The 24,082-nt window shown below is 52.9% G+C and carries 23 protein-coding genes; 20 read left to right on the top strand and 3 right to left on the bottom strand.

All coding sequences use genetic code 11. The annotated features are described in order from the left end of the window. The first annotated feature begins 116 nt into the window (after window positions 1-116). The 3 genes from cysJ to cysH all read left to right on the top strand — a co-directional run bounded on the left by cysJ (window position 117) and on the right by cysH (window position 4,446). Window positions 117-1,916: an NADPH-dependent assimilatory sulfite reductase flavoprotein subunit gene (cysJ, locus tag C2U41_RS16810; RefSeq protein ID WP_032938358.1), complete on the top strand. Its 1,800-nt coding sequence runs from the start codon at window positions 117-119 to the stop codon at window positions 1,914-1,916. Next, complete coding sequence (cysI, locus tag C2U41_RS16805) at window positions 1,916-3,628, top strand: assimilatory sulfite reductase (NADPH) hemoprotein subunit (protein ID WP_032938357.1); 1,713 nt, start codon at window positions 1,916-1,918, stop codon at window positions 3,626-3,628. The genes cysJ and cysI overlap by 1 nt, the downstream gene beginning before the upstream one ends. Window positions 3,629-3,711: 83 nt before the next feature. Beyond that, window positions 3,712-4,446, top strand: coding sequence for a phosphoadenosine phosphosulfate reductase (cysH, locus tag C2U41_RS16795; protein ID WP_103848302.1), 735 nt, complete (start codon window positions 3,712-3,714; stop codon window positions 4,444-4,446). Window positions 4,447-4,490: 44 nt separating this feature from the next. Here the strand turns inward: cysH and C2U41_RS16790 are convergent, their stop codons facing one another. Next, window positions 4,491-5,534 carry an aminopeptidase gene (locus C2U41_RS16790; protein WP_032938348.1) on the bottom strand — a complete coding sequence of 348 codons (1,044 nt, stop codon included), beginning with the start codon at window positions 5,532-5,534 and terminating at the stop codon, window positions 4,491-4,493. A 254-nt stretch (window positions 5,535-5,788) separates the two neighbouring features. On the opposite strand from C2U41_RS16790, the gene cysD reads away from it, so the two are divergent. From cysD to rpoS, 12 genes are all read left to right on the top strand, one after another. Then, on the top strand, window positions 5,789-6,697 hold the full coding sequence (gene cysD, locus C2U41_RS16785) for a sulfate adenylyltransferase subunit CysD (protein ID WP_003034152.1): 909 nt from the start codon (window positions 5,789-5,791) through the stop codon (window positions 6,695-6,697). Between the two features lie 9 nt (window positions 6,698-6,706). Continuing rightward, entirely contained in the window at window positions 6,707-8,134 is a 1,428-nt protein-coding gene (gene cysN, locus C2U41_RS16780) for a sulfate adenylyltransferase subunit CysN (RefSeq protein ID WP_103848286.1), read from the top strand. Next, window positions 8,134-8,739 carry an adenylyl-sulfate kinase gene (cysC, locus tag C2U41_RS16775; protein ID WP_103848287.1) on the top strand — a complete coding sequence of 202 codons (606 nt, stop codon included), beginning with the start codon at window positions 8,134-8,136 and terminating at the stop codon, window positions 8,737-8,739. Before cysN ends, cysC begins: the two co-directional genes overlap by 1 nt. Window positions 8,740-8,786: 47 nt before the next feature. After that, window positions 8,787-9,110, top strand: a complete 324-nt coding sequence (locus C2U41_RS16770; RefSeq protein ID WP_003034160.1) for a DUF3561 family protein — start codon at window positions 8,787-8,789, stop codon at window positions 9,108-9,110. Window positions 9,111-9,325: 215 nt separating this feature from the next. Further along, window positions 9,326-9,637 carry a cell division protein FtsB gene (ftsB, locus tag C2U41_RS16760; RefSeq protein ID WP_003034163.1) on the top strand — a complete coding sequence of 104 codons (312 nt, stop codon included), beginning with the start codon at window positions 9,326-9,328 and terminating at the stop codon, window positions 9,635-9,637. Between the two features lie 18 nt (window positions 9,638-9,655). Further along, window positions 9,656-10,351, top strand: coding sequence for a 2-C-methyl-D-erythritol 4-phosphate cytidylyltransferase (gene ispD / locus C2U41_RS16755; RefSeq protein WP_003840328.1), 696 nt, complete (start codon window positions 9,656-9,658; stop codon window positions 10,349-10,351). A gap of 55 nt (window positions 10,352-10,406) precedes the next feature. Beyond that, window positions 10,407-10,886: a 2-C-methyl-D-erythritol 2,4-cyclodiphosphate synthase gene (gene ispF / locus C2U41_RS16750; RefSeq protein ID WP_003034167.1), complete on the top strand. Its 480-nt coding sequence runs from the start codon at window positions 10,407-10,409 to the stop codon at window positions 10,884-10,886. Next, the gene (gene truD, locus C2U41_RS16745) at window positions 10,883-11,932 is read left to right on the top strand and encodes a tRNA pseudouridine(13) synthase TruD (RefSeq protein ID WP_103848288.1); all 1,050 of its coding nucleotides are present in this window, start codon (window positions 10,883-10,885) and stop codon (window positions 11,930-11,932) included. The genes ispF and truD overlap by 4 nt, the downstream gene beginning before the upstream one ends. Beyond that, window positions 11,913-12,674, top strand: coding sequence for a 5'/3'-nucleotidase SurE (surE, locus tag C2U41_RS16740; protein ID WP_003825728.1), 762 nt, complete (start codon window positions 11,913-11,915; stop codon window positions 12,672-12,674). Before truD ends, surE begins: the two co-directional genes overlap by 20 nt. Next, window positions 12,668-13,294 carry a protein-L-isoaspartate(D-aspartate) O-methyltransferase gene (locus tag C2U41_RS16735; protein ID WP_003034172.1) on the top strand — a complete coding sequence of 209 codons (627 nt, stop codon included), beginning with the start codon at window positions 12,668-12,670 and terminating at the stop codon, window positions 13,292-13,294. The genes surE and C2U41_RS16735 overlap by 7 nt, the downstream gene beginning before the upstream one ends. Before the next feature lie 184 nt (window positions 13,295-13,478). Beyond that, window positions 13,479-14,561, top strand: coding sequence for a murein hydrolase activator NlpD (gene nlpD / locus C2U41_RS16730; protein WP_223232897.1), 1,083 nt, complete (start codon window positions 13,479-13,481; stop codon window positions 14,559-14,561). A 62-nt stretch (window positions 14,562-14,623) separates the two neighbouring features. Then, window positions 14,624-15,616 (top strand): RNA polymerase sigma factor RpoS, encoded by a 993-nt coding sequence (gene rpoS / locus C2U41_RS16725; RefSeq protein WP_000081498.1) that lies wholly within the window; start codon window positions 14,624-14,626, stop codon window positions 15,614-15,616. A gap of 142 nt (window positions 15,617-15,758) precedes the next feature. Here the strand turns inward: rpoS and C2U41_RS16720 are convergent, their stop codons facing one another. Further along, a complete protein-coding gene (locus C2U41_RS16720) occupies window positions 15,759-16,163 on the bottom strand; it encodes a MarR family winged helix-turn-helix transcriptional regulator (RefSeq protein WP_003034194.1) in 405 nt (134 codons plus the stop codon). A gap of 157 nt (window positions 16,164-16,320) precedes the next feature. Here C2U41_RS16720 and C2U41_RS16715 point away from each other — a divergent pair, with 157 nt between their 5' ends. The 4 genes from C2U41_RS16715 to C2U41_RS16700 all read left to right on the top strand — a co-directional run bounded on the left by C2U41_RS16715 (window position 16,321) and on the right by C2U41_RS16700 (window position 18,981). Further along, complete coding sequence (locus C2U41_RS16715) at window positions 16,321-16,914, top strand: non-oxidative hydroxyarylic acid decarboxylases subunit B (RefSeq protein ID WP_103848289.1); 594 nt, start codon at window positions 16,321-16,323, stop codon at window positions 16,912-16,914. Next, window positions 16,914-18,341 carry a non-oxidative hydroxyarylic acid decarboxylases subunit C gene (locus C2U41_RS16710; RefSeq protein WP_103848290.1) on the top strand — a complete coding sequence of 476 codons (1,428 nt, stop codon included), beginning with the start codon at window positions 16,914-16,916 and terminating at the stop codon, window positions 18,339-18,341. Before C2U41_RS16715 ends, C2U41_RS16710 begins: the two co-directional genes overlap by 1 nt. 10 nt (window positions 18,342-18,351) lie before the next feature. Beyond that, window positions 18,352-18,588, top strand: a complete 237-nt coding sequence (locus C2U41_RS16705; RefSeq protein ID WP_003840317.1) for a non-oxidative hydroxyarylic acid decarboxylases subunit D — start codon at window positions 18,352-18,354, stop codon at window positions 18,586-18,588. Between the two features lie 240 nt (window positions 18,589-18,828). Then, entirely contained in the window at window positions 18,829-18,981 is a 153-nt protein-coding gene (locus tag C2U41_RS16700) for a Hok/Gef family protein (protein ID WP_003034202.1), read from the top strand. A 110-nt stretch (window positions 18,982-19,091) separates the two neighbouring features. On the opposite strand, the gene mutS is transcribed toward C2U41_RS16700, so the two are convergent. Then, on the bottom strand, window positions 19,092-21,653 hold the full coding sequence (gene mutS / locus C2U41_RS16695; RefSeq protein WP_032949913.1) for a DNA mismatch repair protein MutS: 2,562 nt from the start codon (window positions 21,651-21,653) through the stop codon (window positions 19,092-19,094). A 217-nt stretch (window positions 21,654-21,870) separates the two neighbouring features. Here mutS and C2U41_RS16690 point away from each other — a divergent pair, with 217 nt between their 5' ends. Further along, the gene (locus tag C2U41_RS16690) at window positions 21,871-23,154 is read left to right on the top strand and encodes a tyrosine-type recombinase/integrase (protein ID WP_032333284.1); all 1,284 of its coding nucleotides are present in this window, start codon (window positions 21,871-21,873) and stop codon (window positions 23,152-23,154) included. Window positions 23,155-24,082: the final 928 nt, after the last annotated feature.

Below are 24,082 nucleotides of genomic sequence, written 5' to 3'. Positions count from 1 at the left end.
TTGGTTATTTGTTATTTCTATCCCTTCTTTAATTGTTACTATCCCCGCCGTTAACCTTATCTTCAGTTTGGGTTTTATTGCTGAAATCCGCTTTGCTTACTGGAACATGACAACGCATGACGACACAGGCCCCACCTTCCGCTCTGCTACCGCTAAACCCGGAGCAACTGGCACGCCTTCAGGCTGCCACGACCGATTTCACTCCCGCACAGCTTGCGTGGGTTTCTGGCTATTTTTGGGGCGTGCTGAATCAGCAGCCTGGTAGCAATGCAGCGGCGCTTGCGCCTGTCGCTGAAATGCCTGGCATTACGCTTATCTCCGCCTCGCAAACCGGTAATGCGCGTCGTGTGGCGGAAGCCCTGCGCGATGATCTGATCGCCGCGAAGCTCAACGTCACTCTGATCAACGCTGGCGACTATAAATTCAAACAAATCGCCAATGAAAAACTGCTGATCGTGGTGGCGTCGACGCAAGGGGAAGGTGAACCGGCGGAAGAAGCTGTGGCGTTGCATAAATTCCTGTTCTCGAAAAAAGCGCCAAAGCTCAATAACACCGCTTTTGCCGTGTTTGGTCTTGGCGATACCTCCTATGAATTCTTCTGCCAGGCCGGGAAAGACTTCGACAGCAAACTGGCCGAGCTGGGCGGTGAACGTCTGCTCGACCGCGTCGATGCCGACGTCGAATACCAGGCCGCCGCCGCTGAATGGCGCGCGCGTCTGGTCGAGGTACTGAAAGCCCGCGCGCCGGCGGCGCCATCGGTGCAGGCCGTGGCGGGCGGCGCGGTGAACGAGATTCACTCCAGCCCCTATACCAAAGAAGCGCCGCTGACGGCGTCGCTTGCGGTGAATCAGAAAATTACCGGCCGTAATTCGGAAAAAGATGTCCGCCATATCGAAATCGACCTTGGCGATTCCGGTCTGCGCTATCAGCCGGGCGACGCGCTGGGCGTGTGGTATCAGAACGACCCGGCGCTGGTCAAAGAGCTGGTTGAACTGCTGTGGCTGAAAGGTGATGAACCGGTGACGGTTGAAGGCAAAACCTTGTCGCTCGCTGAAGCGTTGCAGTGGCATTTCGAGCTGACGGTGAATACCGGCAATATCGTGGAGAACTATGCCACCTTAACCCGCAGCGAAACATTGCTGCCGTTAGTGGGTGACAAAGCACAGTTGCAGCATTATGCCGCCACCACGCCCATCGTCGATATGGTGCGCTTTTCCCCGGCGCAACTGGATGCTCAGGCGTTAGTTGATCTTCTGCGTCCGTTGACGCCGCGTTTGTACTCCATTGCCTCTTCTCAGGCGGAAGTGGAAAGCGAAGTGCACGTCACCGTGGGCGTGGTGCGTTATGAAATAGAAGGTCGCGCCCGTGCTGGTGGTGCTTCCAGTTTCCTCGCCGACCGCGTGGAAGAAGAAGGTGAAGTCCGCGTGTTCATTGAACACAACGACAATTTCCGCCTGCCGTCAAACCCGCAGACGCCGGTGATTATGATTGGCCCGGGTACGGGAATTGCACCGTTCCGTGCTTTCATGCAGCAGCGTGCGGCTGATGGAGCCGAAGGCAAAAACTGGCTGTTTTTCGGTAACCCGCACTTTACCGAAGATTTCCTGTATCAGGTGGAATGGCAGCGTTACGTCAAAGAGGGCGTACTGAGCCGTATCGATCTCGCCTGGTCCCGCGATCAAAAAGAAAAAGTCTACGTACAAGATAAACTGCGCCAACAGGGCGCGGAACTGTGGCGCTGGATTAACGACGGTGCCCACATTTATGTCTGCGGCGATGCCAATCGTATGGCGAAAGACGTTGAGCAGGCGTTGTTGGAAGTGATTGCCGAATTCGGTGGTATGGATATCGAAGCGGCGGATGAATTTTTAAGTGAGCTGCGCATTGAGCGCCGTTATCAGCGAGATGTCTACTAATGAGCGAAAAACATCCAGGACCATTGGTGGTCGAAGGCAAACTGTCCGACGCTGAGCGTATGAAGCTGGAAAGCAACTATCTGCGCGGTACCATTGCCGAAGATTTAAACGACGGCCTGACCGGCGGGTTTAAAGGCGACAACTTCCTGCTGATCCGTTTTCACGGTATGTACCAGCAGGACGACCGCGATATCCGCGCCGAACGTGCCGAGCAAAAGCTGGAGCCGCGTCACGCGATGCTGCTGCGCTGTCGTCTGCCGGGTGGAGTGATCACCACCAAACAGTGGCAGGCGATCGACAAGTTCGCCCATGACAACACTATTTACGGCAGCATTCGTCTGACCAACCGTCAGACCTTCCAGTTTCACGGCATTCTGAAGAAGAACGTTAAACCGGTACACCAGATGCTGCATTCCGTCGGCCTGGACGCACTGGCGACCGCCAACGATATGAACCGTAACGTGCTGTGCACCTCCAACCCGTATGAATCTGAGCTGCACGCCGAAGCCTACGAGTGGGCGAAAAAGATCTCCGAACATCTGCTGCCGCGCACCCGCGCCTATGCAGAGATCTGGCTTGATCAGGAAAAAGTTGCGACCACCGACGAGGAGCCGATCCTCGGTCAAACCTATCTGCCGCGTAAGTTTAAAACCACGGTGGTGATCCCACCGCAGAACGACATCGATCTGCATGCCAACGACATGAACTTCGTGGCGATTGCGGAAAACGGCAAGTTGGTGGGCTTTAACCTGCTGGTGGGCGGCGGTTTGTCAATTGAGCATGGCAATAAGAAAACTTACGCCCGGACGGCAAGCGAATTTGGTTATCTGCCGCTTGAGCATACACTGGCCGTGGCGGAAGCGGTGGTGACGACTCAGCGTGACTGGGGTAACCGTACCGATCGTAAAAACGCCAAAACCAAATACACGCTGGAACGCGTAGGCGTTGAGACCTTTAAAGCTGAAGTTGAGCGCCGCGCGGGGATCAAGTTTGAGCCTATCCGCCCGTACGAGTTCACCGGTCGCGGCGATCGTATCGGCTGGGTGAAAGGGATCGACAATAAATGGCATCTGACGCTGTTTATTGAAAACGGCCGTATCCTGGATTATCCGGGCCGTCCGTTGAAAACCGGTCTGCTTGAGATCGCGAAGATCCACAAAGGTGAGTTCCGTATTACCGCGAACCAGAACCTGATCATTGCAGGTGTTCCTGAGAGTGAAAAGGTGAAGATCGAGAAGATTGCGCAGAAGAGTGGCTTAATGAATGCGGTCACTCCGCAGCGTGAAAACTCGATGGCCTGCGTGTCGTTCCCAACCTGTCCGCTGGCGATGGCGGAGGCCGAGCGCTTCCTGCCAACGTTTATCGACAACATCGACACGCTGATGGCGAAGCACAGCCTGAGTGATGAAAATATTGTCATGCGTGTGACTGGCTGCCCGAACGGTTGCGGCCGCGCGATGCTGGCGGAAGTTGGTCTGGTGGGGAAAGCGCCCGGACGTTACAACCTCCATTTAGGGGGCAACCGTATTGGAACTCGCATTCCCCGGATGTTTAAAGAGAACATCACCGAGCCGGAAATTCTGGCATCGCTGGATGAACTGATTGGGCGCTGGGCGAAAGAGCGCGAAGCGGGTGAAGGCTTCGGTGACTTTACGGTGCGTGCGGGCATTATTCGCCCGGTGCTCGATCCTGCCCGGGATTTCTGGGAATAATGTGAAATTGACTTATCGGGTCTACTGAATTGGTAGATCTGATAAGCGCAGCGCCATCAGGCAAGGCAAACAGTGAGGAACTTATGTCCAAACTCGATCTCAACGCGTTGAACGAACTGCCGAAAGTTGAACGCGTTATGGCGTTGGCGCAAACCAACGACCAACTGGAAAAATTGAGCGCCGAGGATCGCGTGGCGTGGGCGCTGGAAAACCTGCCTGGCGAATATGTACTGTCATCAAGTTTTGGTATTCAGGCGGCAGTGAGCCTGCACCTGGTAAATCAGGTTCGCCCGGATATCCCAGTGATCCTCACCGATACCGGTTATCTGTTCCCGGAAACCTACCAGTTTATTGACGAGTTAACGGACAAGCTCAAGCTTAATCTGCAAGTCTACCGGGCGAAGGAAAGTGCGGCCTGGCAGGAAGCGCGCTATGGCAAACTGTGGGAGCAGGGCGTTGAGGGCATTGAAAAATACAATGACATCAACAAAGCCGAACCGATGAACCGGGCATTGCTGGAGCTGAACGCGCAGACCTGGTTTGCCGGTCTGCGCCGTGAGCAATCGGGCAGTCGTGCGCATTTACCGGTGCTGGCTATTCAGCGTGGTGTGTTTAAAGTTCTGCCGATCATCGACTGGGACAACCGTACGGTTTACCAGTATCTGCAAAAGCATGGTCTGAAGTACCATCCACTGTGGGATCAGGGCTATCTGTCAGTCGGCGATACCCATACCACCCGCAAATGGGAGCCGGGAATGGCGGAAGAAGAGACGCGGTTCTTTGGGCTGAAAAGAGAGTGCGGGCTGCACGAAGGCTAACTGTTAAAAGCCCGGTAACGTTTATTTATTACCGGGCTTCTTCTTCAGGATTTACCTGCTTTCGCCAGTTCTTTTACCAGCGGCAGCATAATGCGTACTACGTCGCGGCTACGGCGCTCTATCCGGCCCGGTAAGGCTTTATCGATATGCTGCTGGTTATCCAGTCGCACATCATGCCAGCTGTTGCCAGACGGGAACGAGGCGCTTTTGGCGCGCTGTTGGTAGCCATCTTTCTTGCCCAGGTTCCAGTTGGTCGCTTCAACGGAGAGCACAGCAATACCCGCGTCGTCGAAGACCTCCGCATCGTTACAACATCCTGTACCCTTCGGATAGTCTTTGTTCAGGCCTGGATTGGTGCTGGCTACAATGCCGCGACTATGCGCGATAGCCAGTGCCCGGTCGCGCGTTAGTTTTCGCACCGCTTCCGGGGTTTTCTTACCGCTGTTGAAATAGAGCTTATCACCGACAATCAGGTTATCGAGGTTGATAACCAGCAGCGTGTTTTTCTTCTCGGCGGCGCTCATTCGCTTCAGGATGTTCTCCGCGCCCAGTTTGCCTTCTTCCTCGCCGCTGGTGGCGATAAATCGGATGCCGTACTGCGTCGGCACGTCTTTGAGTTTTTCCGCCAGTTCCAGCATCACGCCAACACCTGCGGCGTTGTCGTCGATCCCTTGCAGGGTTAATCCACCCAGATTGGCATCTGAATCGGCATCGCTTTGTGCGGCGTAGGTGTCGAGGTGCGCCATAATAATAATCTGCTGCGGCGCTTTGCCTTCATGTGCTGCAATAACGGTGCTTCCCGTTACGTTATGCCAGTTTTTTCGGTTATCTTTGGCGGTATAAACATAACGGCTATTAAACGTCCGAATATCACTGCTGTAGCCCATCTGCTGAAATTGCTGACGTATATAATCAGCAGATAACATTTCAGCCGGAGATCCCGTCACGCGGCCCGGGAAAAACGTTGCGATATATCGAGCCTGGGTATTTGCGATATCGCCAGGTTTGGAGGATGTTGCCTGTGCAGGAAGGATAAAACACGCGCCGAGCGCCATGGCAGCAATAAGGTGGCGCGTTGCGGAAAACATAATGAGTCCTTAAATACCAAGCAGAAATTTTCAGCCGCTAGTATGAAACTGTGATCGAGGTAAAACAATTTCATTTGCTCCTAAATGCCCGAAATCCGGTAGCTTAAGCACTTTTTGATATTTGCTTTTCCGGATCGTTATTCCTTTGAGGAACTACTCATTCCAATTCGTAATTTCATTCGCCCTCTTGCCCTCCCTATAGTCAGGTTATCTGAGCATCGTTAGCAAAATAACGGCATTACATAGGAACGGTTATGGATCAAAAACGACTTACCCACCTGCGGCAACTGGAAGCGGAAAGCATCCATATCATTCGTGAGGTGGCCGCCGAGTTTTCTAATCCGGTGATGATGTATTCCATCGGCAAAGATTCCAGCGTAATGCTGCATCTGGCGCGTAAAGCGTTTTATCCTGGCACGCTGCCGTTCCCATTACTGCACGTTGATACCGGCTGGAAATTCAGCGAAATGTACGAGTTTCGTGACCGTACGGCGAAAGCCTACGGCTGCGAACTGCTGGTGCATAAAAACCCGGAAGGGGTGGCGATGGGCATCAACCCGTTCGTCCACGGCAGCGCCAAGCATACCGACATTATGAAAACCGAAGGGCTGAAGCAGGCGCTTAATAAATACGGTTTTGATGCCGCGTTTGGCGGTGCTCGTCGTGACGAAGAGAAATCGCGTGCCAAAGAGCGTATTTACTCTTTCCGCGATCGTTTTCATCGCTGGGATCCTAAAAATCAGCGCCCGGAGCTGTGGCACAACTACAACGGACAAATTAACAAAGGCGAAAGTATTCGCGTCTTCCCGCTCTCCAACTGGACCGAACAGGATATCTGGCAGTACATCTGGCTGGAAAATATCGACATCGTGCCACTGTACCTGGCGGCGGAGCGTCCGGTGCTTGAACGCGATGGCATGTTGATGATGATTGATGACGACAGAATCGATCTGCAACCCGGGGAAGTGATTAAAAAACGCATGGTACGTTTCCGTACGCTCGGCTGCTGGCCGCTGACAGGCGCGGTGGAGTCGAATGCGCAGACGCTGCCGGAAATTATCGAAGAGATGCTGGTCTCAACCACCAGTGAACGTCAGGGCCGCGTGATTGACCGCGACCAGGCGGGCTCCATGGAGCTGAAGAAACGTCAGGGGTATTTCTAAGGAGCCGCCATGAATACGACACTTGCACAACAAATTGCTAATGAAGGCGGCGTTGAAGCCTGGATGGTTGCCCAGCAACACAAAAGTCTGCTGCGCTTTTTAACCTGCGGTAGCGTGGATGACGGGAAAAGCACCCTGATTGGTCGCCTGCTGCACGACACGCGTCAGATTTATGAAGACCAGCTTTCATCGCTGCACAATGACAGTAAACGTCACGGCACTCAGGGCGAAAAGCTTGATCTGGCGTTATTGGTTGACGGCTTACAGGCCGAGCGCGAGCAGGGCATCACCATCGACGTGGCTTACCGTTATTTCTCTACCGAGAAGCGCAAATTTATTATTGCGGACACTCCCGGGCATGAACAGTACACCCGTAACATGGCGACCGGTGCGTCGACCTGCGACCTTGCGATCCTATTGATCGATGCGCGTAAAGGTGTGCTGGATCAGACTCGTCGTCACAGCTTTATCTCCACGCTGCTTGGGATCAAACACCTGGTGGTGGCGATCAACAAAATGGATCTGGTGGACTTTAGCGAAGAGACATTTAATCGCATTCGCGAAGACTATCTTACTTTTGCTGAACAACTTCCGGGCAACCTGGATATCCGGTTTGTGCCGCTCTCTGCGCTGGAAGGCGATAACGTGGCTTCGCAAAGCGCCAGTATGCCGTGGTACAGCGGTCCGACGCTGCTGGAAGTGCTGGAAACCGTTGAGATCCAGCGCAGTATTGATACTCAGCCGATGCGCTTCCCAGTGCAGTATGTGAACCGACCGAATCTGGATTTTCGTGGTTATGCCGGAACGCTGGCCTCCGGTAGCGTGAAGGTCGGGCAGCGCGTCAAAGTACTGCCGTCCGGCGTTGAGTCCAGCGTAGCGCGGATCGTGACCTTTGATGGCGATTTACAGGAAGCGCATGCAGGTGAAGCGATCACCCTGGTGCTGAAAGATGAGATCGATATCAGCCGGGGCGACCTGTTACTTGATGCCGGTGAGGCGTTGCCGGCGGTTCAAAGCGCTGCCATTGATGTGGTTTGGATGGCGGAACAACCGCTGTCGCCTAGACAAAGCTACGACATCAAAGTCGCAGGCAAGAAGACCCGCGCACGCGTTGATAGCGTGCAATATCAGGTCGATATAAACAACCTGACCCAACGTGACGTTGAAGCGCTACCGCTAAACGGCATCGGTCTGGTTAATCTGACCTTTGATGAGCCGCTGGTGCTGGATACCTATCAGCAGAACCCGGTGACGGGCGGGCTGATAATTATTGACCGCCTGACCAACGTTACCGTTGGCGCGGGACTGGTGCGTGAGCCACTTGTTCAGGAGCACGCCGCGGCTTCTCAGTTCAGCGCGTTTGAGCTGGAGCTTAATGCACTGGTGCGTCGCCACTTCCCACACTGGGGTGCGCGCGATCTGCTGGGAGGAAAATAATGGCGCTGCATGACGAAAACGTCGTCTGGCATGCCCATCCTGTTACACCGCAACAGCGGGAACAACACCACGGTCATCGTGGTGTTGTACTGTGGTTTACCGGGTTGTCTGGTTCCGGTAAATCCACGGTAGCAGGGGCGCTTGAAGAAGCGTTGCATAAGCTGGGGGTGAGTACTTATCTCTTGGATGGCGATAACGTGCGTCACGGCTTGTGCAGCGATCTTGGATTTAGTGATGCCGATCGTAAGGAGAATATTCGCCGGGTTGGTGAAGTGGCTAACCTGATGGTGGATGCGGGGCTTGTGGTGTTGACCGCCTTTATCTCACCGCATCGCGCTGAGCGCAAAATGGTTCGTGAGCGAGTTGGCGAAGGGCGTTTTATTGAAGTTTTTGTCGATACGCCATTAGCAACGTGTGAAGCACGCGATCCAAAAGGGCTGTATAAAAAAGCGCGGGCGGGTGAGTTACGCAATTTCACCGGAATTGATTCGGTATACGAAGCGCCTGAATCGCCAGAGATTCATCTTGATGGTGAACAATTGGTAACAAATTTGGTACCCCAATTATTAGACCTGCTGAGGCAGGAAGATATTATCAGATCCTGAGACACCCGAGCTCACATGCCCGGTCAGTCACGGTCACAGGATTAGATATGCGTAACAGCCATAACATTACTATTACAGAGTCAGATACCTTCGCCGCCGACGACGAAACCACCTGGTCACTACCGGGGGCCGTGGTCGGTTTTATCGCGTGGTTGTTGGCGCTGGGATTCCCGTGTCTGATGTATGGCCCTAATACACTGTTTTTCTTCATTTATACCTGGCCCTTTTTCCTCGCATTGCTGCCCGTGGCGATTGTCGCGGGTATTGCCTTGCACTCGCTATTGAAGGGGAGGTTGCTGCTGAGCATTACCTGTACCCTGCTGGTGGTTGGGGCGATGTTTGGCGCACTATTTTTATGGTTATTGGGTTAGGCAAACGCCTTTTTTTAACAATCGCCGACGTTGTTCACTCTCTGGTCATAATTCAAACCGTAACCAACAATGAGATTATGTTCTCCTTACACGGGGTATACGTAACAACGGGCAAATGTGGTACATTTGCCCGCGTTGTCGCGGCATTCCCGACCGTTGATGTAAAGTTGTCTGCGGAAGTTATGGGATATTAATGCCGTTTTTCAGGGGGCAGGATGGGTAAACTAACGCTGCTGTTGCTGGCTTTATTAGTCTGGCTGCAGTATTCGCTGTGGTTCGGTAAGAACGGCATACATGACTATAGTCGCGTCAACGATGATGTTGCTGCGCAGCAAGCTACAAACGCGAAACTTAAAGCGCGTAACGATCAGCTCTTTGCCGAAATTGACGATCTCAATGGCGGACAAGAGGCTATTGAGGAGCGTGCGCGCAACGAACTCAGTATGACTAAGCCGGGCGAAACCTTTTATCGTCTGGTGCCTGACGCGTCTAAACGCGCTCAGACTGCAGGGCAAAACAATCGATAAACCGTCCAGGGATTTAACATGGCAGCCACTTTATTGGACGTTTGCGCCGTGGTGCCGGCTGCCGGGTTTGGCCGCCGAATGCAAACAGAGTGTCCTAAGCAGTACCTCTCTATTGGCAATAAAACCATTCTTGAACACTCGGTTGATGCGCTGCTGGCTCATCCCCGGGTGACGCGAGTCGTCATCGCTATCAGCCCAGGCGACAGTCGCTTTGCCCAACTTCCACTTGCTGCGCACCCGCAAATTACGGTGGTGGATGGCGGCAACGAGCGTGCCGATTCTGTCCTTGCCGGTTTGCAAGCCGCAGGGGAGGCCCGTTGGGTGCTGGTGCATGACGCCGCGCGTCCGTGCCTGCACCAGGATGATTTGGCCCGTTTGCTGGCAATCAGCGAGTCCAGCCGTACCGGCGGGATCCTTGCCGCACCGGTACGCGACACAATGAAACGTGCGGAGCCGGGGCGAACAGACATCGCCCATACGGTCGATCGCACCGATTTATGGCATGCGTTGACGCCGCAGTTTTTCCCGCGCGAGTTATTGCACGATTGCCTGACACGTGCACTCAACGAAGGTGCAACTATTACAGACGAAGCTTCGGCGCTGGAATATTGCGGCTTTCATCCGCAGCTGGTCGAAGGACGTGCTGACAACATCAAAGTCACCCGCCCGGAAGATCTGGCGCTGGCGGAATTTTATCTGACCCGAACTATCTAGATACATCATACTTCAGGCTGCCTGGAGGACGCTGTGTATATCAGGAGAAGGCATAATGCGAATTGGACACGGTTTCGACGTACACGCTTTTGGAGGAGTTGGCCCAATTATCATTGGTGGTGTGCGCATCCCGTATGAAAAAGGATTGCTGGCGCATTCTGATGGTGACGTGGCGTTGCACGCGTTAACCGATGCTCTGCTGGGCGCGGCTGCGCTGGGGGATATCGGTAAGCTATTCCCGGACACCGACCCGGCCTTTAAAGGTGCAGATAGTCGTGAATTATTGCGTGAAGCCTGGCGGCGTATTCAAGCCAAAGGCTATACGCTTGGTAATGTGGATGTGACAATTATTGCTCAGGCGCCGAAGATGCTGCCGCACATTCCACAAATGCGTGTGTTTATTGCCGAAGACCTCGGCTGCCATATGGATGATGTTAACGTGAAAGCGACCACCACGGAAAAACTCGGTTTTACCGGGCGTGGGGAAGGGATTGCCTGTGAAGCGGTGGCGTTACTCATTAAGGCAACGAAATGACTGCGTTTGAAGATCTGACGTATATCCATGGCAAACCACAAGGCCATGGCGTTCTGAAAGCGAATCCGGAAGACTTTGTCGTCGTCGAAGATTTAGGCTTCGAACCCGATGGCGAAGGCGAGCACATTTTGGTGCGTATCCTGAAAAACGGTTGTAACACCCGTTTTGTGGCTGACGCGCTGGCGAAATTCCTGAAAATTCATGCCCGCGAAGTGAGCTTTGCTGGTCAGAAAGACAAGCATGCGGTCACGGAACAGTGGCTGTGTGCGCGTGTGCCGGGCAATGCGATGCCTGATTTAAGCAAATTTGAGCTTGAAGGCTGTAAAGTGCTGGAGTACGCACGCCACAAGCGTAAGCTGCGTTTAGGGGCGCTGAAAGGCAACGAATTTACGCTGGTGCTGCGTGAAGTGAGCGAGCGAAATGATGTTGAAGCGCGTTTGCAGGCAATTAACGAGCGCGGCGTTCCGAACTATTTTGGCGCTCAGCGTTTTGGTATCGGCGGCAGCAACCTGCAAGGGGCGCTGCGCTGGGCGCAAAGCGATGCGCCGGTGCGCGATCGCAATAAACGCAGTTTTTGGTTGTCGGCGGCCCGTAGCGCGTTGTTTAATCAGATAGTCAGTGAACGCCTGAAAAAAACAGACTTTAATCAAGTTGTTGACGGCGATGCGCTACAATTATCGGGGCGCGGAAGCTGGTTTGTCGCCGCACAGGAAGAACAAACTGAATTACAGCGTCGCGTCGATGAGAAAGAATTGATGATTACAGCGGCATTACCGGGCAGCGGTGAGTGGGGAACTCAACGCGACGCGCTGGCGTTTGAAGAAGCCGCTGTTGCTGATGAAACCGCGCTGCAGTCTCTGTTATTGCGCGAGAAAGTCGACGCGTCGCGTCGCGCTATGTTGCTGTATCCACAACAATTAAGCTGGAACTGGTGGGATGACGTAACCGTTGAGTTACGTTTCTGGCTACCGGCAGGTAGCTTCGCCACCAGTGTTGTAAGGGAACTTATTAACACTATGGGTGATTATGCGTATATTGCTGAGTAACGATGATGGGGTTCACGCACCCGGTATACAAACGCTGGCGAAAGCGCTGCGTGAGTTTGCTGACGTACAGGTGGTTGCCCCGGATCGTAACCGCAGTGGCGCGTCCAACTCGCTGACGCTGGAATCCTCACTTCGCACGTTCACCTATGATAACGGTGATATCGCCGTACAAATGGGTACACCTACCGATTGCGTCTATCTGGGCGTTAACGCATTAATGCGTCCGCGTCCGGACATTGTCGTGTCTGGTATTAACGCAGGTCCTAATCTCGGCGATGATGTTATCTATTCCGGTACCGTTGCGGCAGCGATGGAAGGTCGTCACCTGGGCTTCCCTGCGCTGGCTGTCTCACTTGATGGGCATAAACACTACGATACTGCTGCCGCAGTAACCTGCCGTATCTTACGGGCGCTGAGTCGTGAACCGCTGCGCACCGGGCGCATTTTGAATATCAACGTGCCGGATTTACCGCTGGATCAGATTAAAGGTATCCGCGTCACCCGCTGCGGTAGTCGCCATCCTGCAGATCAGGTGATACCACAGCAGGACCCGCGCGGTAATACGCTGTACTGGATCGGGCCACCGGGCGAAAAGTGCGACGCCGGACCGGATACTGATTTTGCCGCCGTCGATGAAGGCTATGTTTCCATCACGCCGCTGCATGTCGATTTAACCGCATACGGCGCGCATGAAGTTGTTTCTGACTGGTTAGACAGCGTGGGAGCCGACACGCAATGGTAAGCAGACGCGTACACACTCTTCTTGAACAATTACGTGCGCAGGGCATCAGAGATGAGCTTGTTCTCGATGCACTTGCCGCCGTGCCGCGTGAAAAATTCATTGATGAGGCGTTTGAACATAAGGCCTGGGACAATATTGCCCTGCCGATTGGTCAGGGGCAGACGATTTCGCAGCCCTATATGGTTGCGCGGATGACCGAGCTGCTGGAGTTAACGCCACAGTCCCGGGTGCTGGAAATTGGTACTGGCTCTGGCTACCAAACGGCGATTCTGGCGCACCTGGTGCACCATGTGTGCTCTGTTGAGCGCATTAAAGGTTTGCAGTGGCAGGCGCGTCGTCGACTTAAACAGCTTGATTTACATAATGTTTCTACCCGTCATGGTGATGGATGGCAAGGCTGGCAAGCGCGAGCCCCGTTTGACGCTATCATTGTTACGGCAGCGCCGCCTGAGATCCCAACCGCATTGATGATGCAGTTGGATGAAGGCGGCATTCTCGTCTTACCCGTGGGTGACGAGCACCAGTTTCTGAAACGGGTGCGTCGTCGGGGAGGCGAATTTATTATCGATACCGTGGAGGCCGTACGCTTCGTTCCCTTAGTAAAAGGGGAGCTTGCGTAGATACAGGCTCTGAATACCTGGAGTTTTCCTGGATATTCTGGAATTAGTAAGCGTATCGTGGTCACATTTCCAGTGCCCAGTCCGATGCCTTGCACGGTGATTACGTCACTGGTTTTAACCAAATTTTCCTGGGGGATAAATGAGCGCGGGAAGCCACAAATTTACCGTTCGCCGTATTGCGGCATTGTCACTGGTTTCATTATGGCTGGCAGGTTGTTCAAATACCTCGAATCCACCTGCACCGGTCAGTTCCGTTGATGGCGGTGCATCAACGAACACCAATTCCGGTATGCTGATTACGCCTCCACCAAAAATGGGCTCGACGTCGACAGTACAGCAAACGCCGCAGATCCAGCCGGTGCAGCGTCCGACCACACAGTCAACACAGATCCAGCCTGTTGCGGAACAACCTGTGCAGATGGAAAACGGTCGTATTGTGTACAACCGTAAGTATGGGAACATTCCGAAAGGTAGCTATACGGGCGGCAGTACCTATACTGTTAAGAAAGGCGATACCCTTTTCTATATTGCCTGGATTACCGGGAACGATTTCCGTGATCTCGCACAACGCAATAACGTTCCGGCCCCGTATGGCCTGAATGTCGGTCAAACTCTGCAAGTGGGCAATGCGTCTGGCGCACCGATTACCGGTGGAAATGCCATCACCCAGGCGGATGCAGCACAGCAAGGAGTTGTGACCAACCCTGCACAAAATTCCACCGTTGCTGTTGCTTCGAAACCAACAATTACGTATTCTGAGGATTCAGGTGAACAAAGTGCTAATAAAATGTTGCCGAACAACAAGCCTGCTGGGACTGTGGTCACAGCGCCTGTAACGGCTCCGGCAGTTAGCGCAACCGAATCAACTGCAAGCTCAACGTCAACCAGCTCGCCAATCTCTACCTGGCGCTGGCCGACCGACGGCAAAGTGATCGAAAACTTTGCGGCTACCGAAGGTGGCAATAAAGGGATCGACATTGCAGGCAGCAAGGGACAGGCTATTGTCGCGACCGCAGATGGACGCGTCGTCTATGCCGGTAACGCGCTGCGTGGTTACGGTAATCTTATTATCATCAAACATAACGATGATTACCTGAGTGCCTACGCCCATAACGATACAATGCTGGTCCGGGAACAACAAGAAATCAAGGCGGGGCAGAAAATAGCTACCATGGGTAGTACCGGAACCAGTTCAACACGCTTGCATTTTGAAATTCGTTACAAGGGGAAATCCGTAAACCCGCTGCGTTATTTACCGCAGCGATAATTCGGCGGAACCAGGCTTTCACGTGCTAGTTCCGTTAGGGATCACGGGTAGGAGCCACCTTTATGAGTCAGAATACGCTGAAAGTTCATGATTTAAATGAAGATGCGGAATTTGATGAGAACGGAGTAGAGGCTTTTGATGAAAAAGCCTTGAGTGAAGAGGAACCCAGTGATAACGACCTGGCTGAAGAAGAGCTGTTATCGCAGGGGGCCACACAGCGTGTGTTGGACGCGACTCAGCTTTACCTTGGTGAGATTGGTTATTCACCACTGTTAACAGCCGAAGAAGAAGTTTATTTTGCGCGTCGCGCACTGCGTGGGGATGTCGCATCCCGCCGTCGCATGATTGAAAGTAACCTGCGTCTGGTGGTGAAAATTGCTCGTCGTTATGGCAATCGTGGTCTGGCATTGCTGGACCTGATTGAAGAGGGCAATCTGGGACTGATCCGTGCAGTCGAGAAGTTTGACCCGGAACGCGGGTTCCGCTTCTCAACATACGCAACCTGGTGGATCCGCCAGACGATCGAACGGGCGATTATGAACCAAACCCGTACGATCCGACTGCCAATTCACATTGTAAAAGAGCTGAACGTCTATCTGCGTACCGCGCGTGAGTTGTCGCATAAACTGGACCACGAACCGAGCGCAGAAGAGATTGCTGAACAACTGGACAAACCGGTTGATGACGTCAGCCGTATGCTACGACTCAACGAGCGTATTACCTCGGTAGACACCCCGCTGGGTGGCGATTCCGAAAAAGCGTTGCTGGATATTCTGGCCGATGAAAAGGAAAACGGCCCGGAAGACACCACGCAAGACGATGATATGAAACAGAGCATCGTCAAATGGCTGTTCGAACTGAACGCCAAACAGCGTGAGGTACTGGCACGTCGCTTTGGTCTGCTGGGGTATGAAGCTGCGACACTGGAAGATGTAGGCCGCGAAATTGGCCTCACCCGTGAACGTGTTCGCCAGATTCAGGTTGAAGGTTTGCGTCGTCTGCGTGAAATCCTGCAGACTCAGGGACTGAATATCGAAGCGCTGTTCCGCGAGTAAGCACAAGTTCTATCAAGAAAGGCCAGTCTCATTGAGACTGGCCTTTTTCTATGTTTGTTGCCTGATGGCACTGCGTTTATCAGGCCTACGGGGAGCAGGACTTTGTAGGCCGGATAAGACATTTATGTCACCATCCGGCAGATTAGTTCATCATCTTACGCACCAGACGTATGAACTGCTCACGTTCTTCATCAGATAATCGCCCCAGAAACTCATCATCCACGCTATCGCCTAACGGGGTTGCGCTGGTCAGTAATGCTTCTCCTTGCGCGGTCAAATAAACAAACCGCCGACGCTTATCCGCCGGGTCGTGTTCACGTCTGACCAACTCCCGTTTTTCCATCCGGCTCAGCATTTCCGCAAGCGTTGCCTTGGTACAGACTGCGGCTTCGGTCAGGGCGACCTGCTCAATGCCGGGATGCTCGGCAATGGCGCGCATCACCGCATACTGCGGTTTGGTCAGATCCGGTAATTCATGTTGCCAGCGAGCCGTATGTTGCTGAAAAAGCTGACGTAAAAGGTGAAAGGCTGTGTTTCTTAACGGCATGAGAGCTCCGGAATATCTGTCAGTCTCTATCTTAACGGGTAACGCGTCATAGTTTAACCATTGCTGCTTTAGCAATCTGTGCGAGGTGCTCTTGTCCGGAATGCATCGAGGGAGTATTTTAATAAAATGTTCGTATACGAACAAAATTGAGGGCGAAATGAGACTGATTGTAGGAATGACCGGGGCGACCGGCGCACCGCTTGGTGTGTCGCTATTGCTGGCGCTGCGGGAAATGCTGGGGGTAGAAACCCATCTGGTGCTGTCAAAGTGGGCCAAAACCACCATTGAACTGGAGACGCCGTACAGCGTCCGTGATGTGTCGGCGTTGGCCGATTATTGCCACAACCCGGCGGACCAGTCGGCGACTATATCCTCAGGATCGTTTCGTACTGACGGCATGATCATTATCCCCTGCAGTATGAAAACGCTGGCCGGTATTCGAGCAGGCTACGCGGAAGGACTGGTGGGGCGCGCTGCTGATGTGGTGCTGAAAGAAGGGCGCAAGCTGGTTCTGGTTCCGCGTGAAATGCCGCTTAGCACTATTCATCTGGAAAACATACTCGCACTTTCCCGCATGGGCGTGGCGATGGTCCCGCCGATGCCCGCGTTTTACAACCACCCGCAAACGGTCGATGACATCACTCAGCATATCGTTGCGCGTGTGCTCGATCAGTTTGGTCTGGAGCATCCAAACGCCCGTCGCTGGCAGGGTTTACGGCAGGCGCAAAATTTTTCACAGGAGAATGAATAATGGCATTTGATGATTTGCGCAGCTTTTTACAAGCGCTGGACGACCAGGGACAATTGCTGAAAATCAGTGAAGAAGTCAACGCTGAGCCGGATCTGGCTGCGGCGGCTAACGCGACCGGACGTATTGGTGATGGTGCGCCTGCGCTGTGGTTTGACAATATTCGTGGTTTTACCGACGCCCGCGTGGCGATGAATACTATCGGCTCATGGCAGAATCATGCCATTTCATTAGGCCTGCCGCCCAATACGCCGGTGAAAAAACAAATTGATGAGTTTATTCGCCGTTGGGATAAATTTCCGGTTACGCCGGAGCGTCGTGCCAACCCGGCGTGGGCTGAAAACTGTGTTGATGGTGAGGAGATCAACCTGTTTGATATTCTGCCGCTGTTTCGTCTGAACGATGGTGACGGCGGTTTCTATCTTGATAAAGCCTGCGTGGTGTCGCGCGATCCGCTGGATCCGGACAACTTCGGCAAACAGAACGTCGGCATTTATCGTATGGAAGTGAAGGGCAAACGCAAGCTTGGCCTGCAGCCGGTGCCGATGCATGATATCGCGCTGCATCTGCATAAAGCTGAAGAGCGCGGTGAAGATCTTCCGATTGCCATCACGCTGGGTAACGATCCTATCATCACCCTGATGGGGGCCACGCCGCTGAAGTACGATCAGTCGGAATACGAAATGGCGGGAGCGCTGCGTGAAAGCCCGTACCCGATCGCTACCGCACCGCTCACCGGCTTTGACGTATCTTGGGGTTCGGAAGTGATCCTCGAAGGGGTCATTGAAAGCCGTAAGCGTGAAATCGAAGGGCCGTTTGGCGAGTTTACTGGGCACTATTCCGGTGGACGTAATATGACGGTCGTACGTATCGATAAAGTCTCTTATCGCACCAAACCAATTTTTGAATCGCTATATCTGGGGATGCCGTGGACGGAGATTGACTACCTGATGGGGCCGGCAACCTGCGTACCGCTGTACCAACAGCTGAAAGCCGAGTTCCCGGAAGTGCAGGCGGTGAATGCCATGTACACCCACGGTTTGCTGGCGATTATCTCCACCAAAAAACGCTACGGCGGCTTTGCCCGCGCGGTGGGGCTGCGCGCAATGACGACGCCGCATGGCTTAGGGTACGTGAAAATGGTGATTATGGTTGATGAGGATGTTGACCCGTTCAACCTGCCGCAGGTGATGTGGGCGCTGTCTTCGAAGGTCAATCCGGCGGGCGATCTGGTGCAACTGCCGAATATGTCGGTGCTGGAGCTTGATCCGGGTTCCAGTCCGGCGGGGATTACCGACAAGTTAATTATTGATGCCACCACGCCGGTCGCGCCGGATAACCGTGGGCACTACAGCCAGCCGGTATGTGATTTACCGGAAACGAAAGCCTGGGCAGAAAAACTGACCGCCATGCTGGCCAACCGTAAATAAGGAGTAGCAGATGATTTGTCCACGTTGTGCCGATGAACATATTGAAGTGATGGCAAACTCGCCGGTAAAAGGTGTCTGGACGGTATATCAGTGCCAGCATTGCCTGTACACTTGGCGTAATACCGAACCGCTACGTCGTACCAGTCGCGAGCACTACCCGGAGGCGTTTCGTATGACGCAAAAAGATATGGATGACGCACCGATGGTGCCGAGTATCCCACCGCTGCTGGCGGAAGGTAAGCGCTAATACTGAAGGCCCGGGATTCCGGGTCTTTTTTGCGAGCAGACTCGTAACGTATTGATAAATTGATTTGTTACAGCGGCATCGGGAATAGAATAGCTGCGGGTGCTTGAGGCTTTCTGGGCTTTGAGCATTTGTAAGGTCCCGGAAAGACAAAAGCCCCAGGAGATAGTTCTATCAACCTGAGGCTAGCGTACAAACCTAGACCATTTGGATGTTAGTCTCTTCTTTGCAGGGAGGCAAGACATGCTGACAAAATATGCCCTTGTGGCAATTGTAGTGCTGTGTTTCACGGCGCTGGGATTCACGTTAATGGTACGAGATTCGTTGTGCGAGTTAAGTATTAAAGAACGTGGTATGGAGTTTAAAGCTGTTCTCGCTTACGAACCGAAGAAGTAGCAACAACGCGGGGGAAACCCCCGCGTTTTGATGGTCCGGTTTCGTCCTCTTGCACCCATTCTCGCGTTGCCGTAGGCGCGATAAGCAAAGCGCCATCGGGCATTACAACGTTACACCAAACTTTTCAACCGGTAGATCCACTCCAGCGCCTGGCGAGGCGTTAGTGAATCCGGGTCGAGGTTTTCCAGCGCTTCAACGGCGGGCGAGGTTTCTTCAGGCACTGAAAGCAGCGACATCTGTGTTCCATCGACCTGGGTCGCAGCAACGTTTGGCGCAATGCTTTCCAGTTCGCGCAGTTTTTGCCGCGCGCGTTTAATAACCTCTTTCGGCACACCAGCCAGGGCTGCTACTGCCAGACCATAGCTCTTGCTCGCCGCACCATCCTGTACGCTGTGCATGAAGGCGATGGTATCGCCGTGCTCTAACGCATCCAGATGCACATTCGCGACGCCCTCCATTTTTTCCGGTAACTGAGTCAGTTCGAAGTAGTGGGTGGCAAACAACGTTAATGCTTTGATTTTATTGGCCAGGTTTTCCGCGCACGCCCATGCCAGCGACAGGCCATCGTAGGTGGAGGTGCCGCGTCCAATCTCATCCATCAGTACCAGGCTGTTCTCGGTGGCGTTATGCAGAATGTTGGCGGTTTCGGTCATTTCTACCATAAAGGTAGAACGACCGGATGCCAGATCATCCGCCGCGCCCACGCGGGTAAAGATCCGATCGATCGGGCCTATTTCCACTTTCTGCGCCGGAACGTAGCTGCCGATGTAGGCCAACAGCGCAATCAACGCGGTCTGGCGCATATAGGTACTTTTACCCCCCATATTCGGACCGGTGATGATCAGCATCCGTCGCTGAGGCGAGAGGTTAAGCGGGTTGGCGATAAACGGCTCGGTTAGCACCTGTTCAACCACCGGATGACGTCCCTCAGTAATACGAATGCCGGGTTTATCGGTGAAGGTCGGGCAGGTGTAATTCAGGGTATAAGCGCGTTCTGCAAGGTTGACCAGTACGTCCAGCTCCGCCAGCGCGCTGGCGCTCTGTTGCAAATCAGCCAGATGCGGCAACAGCATGTCGAACAGCTCATCGTACAGCTGTTTTTCCAGCGCCAGTGCTTTGCCTTTTGACGTCAGAACTTTGTCTTCGTACTCTTTCAGTTCCGGAATAATGTAGCGTTCGGCGTTTTTCAGCGTCTGGCGACGCACATAGTTAATCGGCGCCAGATGGCTCTGCCCGCGACTGATCTGAATGTAGTAGCCATGAACGGCGTTAAACCCAACCTTCAGCGTATCCAGACCGGTGCGCTCGCGCTCACGGATTTCCAGTCTGTCCAGATAGTCAGTTGCGCCATCAGCCAGCGCTCGCCACTCGTCCAGTTCTTCGTTATAGCCCGGGGCGATGACGCCACCGTCGCGAACCAGCACTGGCGGAGCTTCCACAACGGCGCGTTCCAGCAGTTCGCGCAGCTCTGCAAACTCACCCATTTTCTCGCGCAGCATCTGCACGGGGGCACTGTCTACACTTTCCAGTTGCGCGCGCAGTTCCGGTAATTGCTGGAAGGCATGACGCATACGGGCCAGATCGCGCGGACGCGCAGTACGCAGGGCCAAACGCGCCAGGATACGTTCCAGATCGCCGACCTGACGCAGCACGGGTTGCAATTCGCTGGTGGCATCCTGCAGCGCGCCGATGGTTTGTTGGCGCTCGATGAGGACTTTGGTGTCACGGATCGGCATATGCAGCCAGCGCTTGAGCATACGGCTGCCCATCGGCGTCACGGTGCAGTCGAGGACTGACGCCAGCGTGTTTTCAACGCCGCCCGCCAGGTTCTGCGTGATCTCCAGATTGCGGCGTGTGGCGGCATCCATAATGATGCTGTCCTGCTGACGTTCCATGGTGATGGAACGAATATGCGGCAGCGAGGTACGCTGGGTATCTTTGACGTACTGCAGCAGACAGCCGGCGGCGCATAATCCGCGCGGGGCATTTTCTACGCCAAAGCCAATCAGATCTCGCGTGCCAAACTGCAGGTTCAACTGCTGGCGGGCGGTATCAATTTCAAATTCCCACAGCGGACGACGACGCAGGCCGCGGCGCCCTTCAATCAGTGACGTTTCAGCGAAATCCTCGGCATACAGCAATTCAGCAGGGTTGGTGCGCTGCAGCTCTGCGGCCATGGTTTCGCGATCGGCGGGTTCACTGACGCGAAAACGCCCTGAGCTGATATCCAGCGTGGCGTAGCCGTAACCTTTACTGTCTTGCCAGATGGCAGCCAGCAGGTTGTCCTGGCGTTCTTGCAACAGCGCTTCATCACTGATGGTGCCAGGCGTGACAATGCGTACCACTTTGCGCTCAACCGGACCTTTACTGGTTGCCGGATCGCCAATCTGCTCACAAATAGCGACAGATTCACCCTGATTAACCAGCTTGGCGAGGTAGTTCTCGACCGCATGGTGAGGAATGCCCGCCATCGGGATTGGCTCGCCAGCAGATGCACCGCGTTTCGTCAGGGAGATATCAAGTAGCTGAGATGCGCGTTTCGCATCGTCATAAAACAGTTCGTAAAAGTCGCCCATGCGGTAAAAAAGCAGTATTTCCGGATGCTGAGCCTTCAGCTTGAGATACTGCTGCATCATTGGGGTGTGAGAGTCTAGATTTTCTATTGTACTCATCGGTTTGTGATGTCCGTTTTCTTAATTTTTAATGAGTTAGTGGTTTTTGTGGTTATCGTTAGGTTTCACTATGTCTCATCGAATATCATGAAATCCTACATTTAAATGTAGGTTAAAGTGTAGCTTGCCAACCTGTGACTTGGTAAAATATGGGCACACACAGTGCAACCTACATTTATGTTCATGACTGCATAAGGTGCATGATAACGGAGTCTTTATGGTAGGAAAACAAGAGGGAAAGCCACTTTCGTTTAAAGCGGTAGAAATGATGAAGCCTGGCGACAAAGATAAGGCTGATGTAGGCGAAAATCGTGGCTTACGTGTCTCCTGCGGTGCAACTGGGGTTAAGTCTTTTTTCTACCGTTACACAAGTCCTCTGACTGGCAAGCTTGCTCAGGTTAAAATTGGTAACTTTCCGCAGACTTCTCTAGCTGCTGCACGTCTCAAACTCCACGAATTAAAGCTCCTCCGACAGGAAGGTCGGTGCCCTGCGACTGAACTCAAACAAGATAAGCTCCAGCGTGCGATTGAAGCTGAACAGGCTAAGATCCCTGAATTGACCGTACAGGGATTGGTTGAACTGTATCTTACCGAACGTATTGAGGATCGTAAAACGAAGGACGGGAAGGTCATTCCCGGTGCCAGAAAGCCGAAAGGGCAGGCTGAGGTTCGTCGTACTCTCTATGGTGACGCTGTTAAAAGCTTAGGAACCCGGAATGCTGCTGAGATTACGCGCCAGGATGTCATTAATTTAATCAATAACATTGTAGCTCGAGGTGCAACCGTACAGGCTGGGAATGTACTGAGGGAGCTTTCACTCGCATATGAATTTGCAATCGGCCTTGGGCGATTTGATGATAATTTCGCGAATCCGGCGCTGTTAGCAAAATCCAGCTTACGACAGACCAGAATCAAGCTCACAAACGGACGTGGAACACGAGTACTGAGCGAGGACGAGCTTGCAAAATTCCTTAAATGGCTTCCGGGTTCGGCTTACACGCCAACGATCAAAAACGTGTTACGTCTGACTCTCTGGACCGGGTGTCGTACCGGTGAAGTCTGCAATATGGCATGGAAGGATGTTGACCTTGAAAAGGGGACAATACACCTACGTGAAACAAAAACAGGCATTGAACGCTATGTGCAGCTACCTAATCAGGCCATTGATTTTTTAAAGGTTTTACGACTCAATTCCGATGCTTATTTGTTCCCTTCATCCCGTACGAAGTTGCCAATACAGCAGAAATATCTCACTGAGAATGCTTGGCGTATGCGGGAATCAGGAAAAATGCTAGATATACCCGGTTGGAGGCCACATGATTTAAGGCGGACGGTACGAACAGGGTTATCACGGTTACAATGCCCTAATGAAGTCGCTGAGGCTGTTCTTGGGCATACCAAAGGCGGGGTAGAAGGTATTTATAATCTATATAAATATGATGCTGAGTGTAAAAAATGGTTGCAGATATGGGCTGATTATTTAGATACCCTTCTGGATTAATTACATCAGGGGGCTGTGGCGTATTTGCCACGTTGTAACTGGTGTTGCCATCCGCTTGGTATAATCACTCACAGATTGCGATTGTGATGATAACTATTTGCACAAAGGAAATGATATAACCGAAGGCCCACTTCTCGCTCAAAGCGGATCTCCAACCCAGTTAACAAGTCCGCTTCGTGCCAAAAGCAGAACTTGCTTACATTGTGCTATGTTAATTTGTTGGGAGCAGGTCACAAAATCCAGCCAGGACGAAAATAAATAATTGCCATACATTTAGTGTTGATTATTTCGGGATTGTTCATCTATTCTGATTGTATCAGCGAGCAGGCCGGAGTCACTCTTCGTGGATCATCCCATACTTCAGAAAACAATCGTTCTCTTTATTCTTGCCCTATGGGTAATTGATCCATTCAGGACAAAGAGAAGAAAGCATACTGAATCCACCATTGAAGAAGCCGATGCCAGAGAACGTCATAAATGGCGATATCTCAGATGGGGAGTGCGAACAATACAAATTGCAGCGACAGTATATATGTTTGCTATGCTGATTCAGTTTTTACTGAAGTAGACGGCTCAGGCAGGTACGACCGGACGGAATTGGCAGCCAATTCAGCGGAGGCCGGACGGGGTTAAACGTCCCCTCTGTGCCAGTGACCTGCTCCTCGTTGATTCACACGGAAGGCTGTTAGAAATGTGCAATTTTTGCTCACAGCAGACTGTAAGAGTTGATTGTGTGTTGCACTGTGAGATCAAATCAAAACCAATATATTCAGGCATCTTCCCACAGCGCACCCCATTCAACAGGCAATTGCTCCTTATCAAATCCCTCAAACCAGTAAACACTACTTTTTGCCCAACAATAGGCACTTCTCCCCAACCCTAATGAAACAATGCGCGACTCCAGTCCGGCTTGAGACGACCATGCCGT

Origin of the sequence: Citrobacter freundii complex sp. CFNIH4 (genome assembly GCF_002934505.1) — a bacterium.
Taxonomy (GTDB): domain Bacteria; phylum Pseudomonadota; class Gammaproteobacteria; order Enterobacterales; family Enterobacteriaceae; genus Citrobacter; species Citrobacter freundii.
The sequence above is the reverse complement of the archived record's forward strand: the minus strand, read 5'-3'. Positions and strand labels throughout refer to the sequence as shown.

Bases quoted from the DNA above. Each gene is read 5' to 3' on its own strand.
- cysJ (WP_032938358.1), top strand. From the start codon at position 117: ATGACGACACAGGCCCCACCTTCCGCTCTGCTACCGCTAAACCCGGAG.
- cysI (WP_032938357.1), top strand. From the start codon at position 1,916: ATGAGCGAAAAACATCCAGGACCATTGGTGGTCGAAGGCAAACTGTCC.
- cysH (WP_103848302.1), top strand. From the start codon at position 3,712: ATGTCCAAACTCGATCTCAACGCGTTGAACGAACTGCCGAAAGTTGAA.
- C2U41_RS16790 (WP_032938348.1), bottom strand. From the start codon at position 5,534: ATGTTTTCCGCAACGCGCCACCTTATTGCTGCCATGGCGCTCGGCGCG.
- cysD (WP_003034152.1), top strand. From the start codon at position 5,789: ATGGATCAAAAACGACTTACCCACCTGCGGCAACTGGAAGCGGAAAGC.
- cysN (WP_103848286.1), top strand. From the start codon at position 6,707: ATGAATACGACACTTGCACAACAAATTGCTAATGAAGGCGGCGTTGAA.
- cysC (WP_103848287.1), top strand. From the start codon at position 8,134: ATGGCGCTGCATGACGAAAACGTCGTCTGGCATGCCCATCCTGTTACA.
- C2U41_RS16770 (WP_003034160.1), top strand. From the start codon at position 8,787: ATGCGTAACAGCCATAACATTACTATTACAGAGTCAGATACCTTCGCC.
- ftsB (WP_003034163.1), top strand. From the start codon at position 9,326: ATGGGTAAACTAACGCTGCTGTTGCTGGCTTTATTAGTCTGGCTGCAG.
- ispD (WP_003840328.1), top strand. From the start codon at position 9,656: ATGGCAGCCACTTTATTGGACGTTTGCGCCGTGGTGCCGGCTGCCGGG.
- ispF (WP_003034167.1), top strand. From the start codon at position 10,407: ATGCGAATTGGACACGGTTTCGACGTACACGCTTTTGGAGGAGTTGGC.
- truD (WP_103848288.1), top strand. From the start codon at position 10,883: ATGACTGCGTTTGAAGATCTGACGTATATCCATGGCAAACCACAAGGC.
- surE (WP_003825728.1), top strand. From the start codon at position 11,913: ATGCGTATATTGCTGAGTAACGATGATGGGGTTCACGCACCCGGTATA.
- C2U41_RS16735 (WP_003034172.1), top strand. From the start codon at position 12,668: ATGGTAAGCAGACGCGTACACACTCTTCTTGAACAATTACGTGCGCAG.
- rpoS (WP_000081498.1), top strand. From the start codon at position 14,624: ATGAGTCAGAATACGCTGAAAGTTCATGATTTAAATGAAGATGCGGAA.
- C2U41_RS16720 (WP_003034194.1), bottom strand. From the start codon at position 16,163: ATGCCGTTAAGAAACACAGCCTTTCACCTTTTACGTCAGCTTTTTCAG.
- C2U41_RS16715 (WP_103848289.1), top strand. From the start codon at position 16,321: ATGAGACTGATTGTAGGAATGACCGGGGCGACCGGCGCACCGCTTGGT.
- C2U41_RS16710 (WP_103848290.1), top strand. From the start codon at position 16,914: ATGGCATTTGATGATTTGCGCAGCTTTTTACAAGCGCTGGACGACCAG.
- C2U41_RS16705 (WP_003840317.1), top strand. From the start codon at position 18,352: ATGATTTGTCCACGTTGTGCCGATGAACATATTGAAGTGATGGCAAAC.
- C2U41_RS16700 (WP_003034202.1), top strand. From the start codon at position 18,829: ATGCTGACAAAATATGCCCTTGTGGCAATTGTAGTGCTGTGTTTCACG.
- mutS (WP_032949913.1), bottom strand. From the start codon at position 21,653: ATGAGTACAATAGAAAATCTAGACTCTCACACCCCAATGATGCAGCAG.
- C2U41_RS16690 (WP_032333284.1), top strand. From the start codon at position 21,871: ATGGTAGGAAAACAAGAGGGAAAGCCACTTTCGTTTAAAGCGGTAGAA.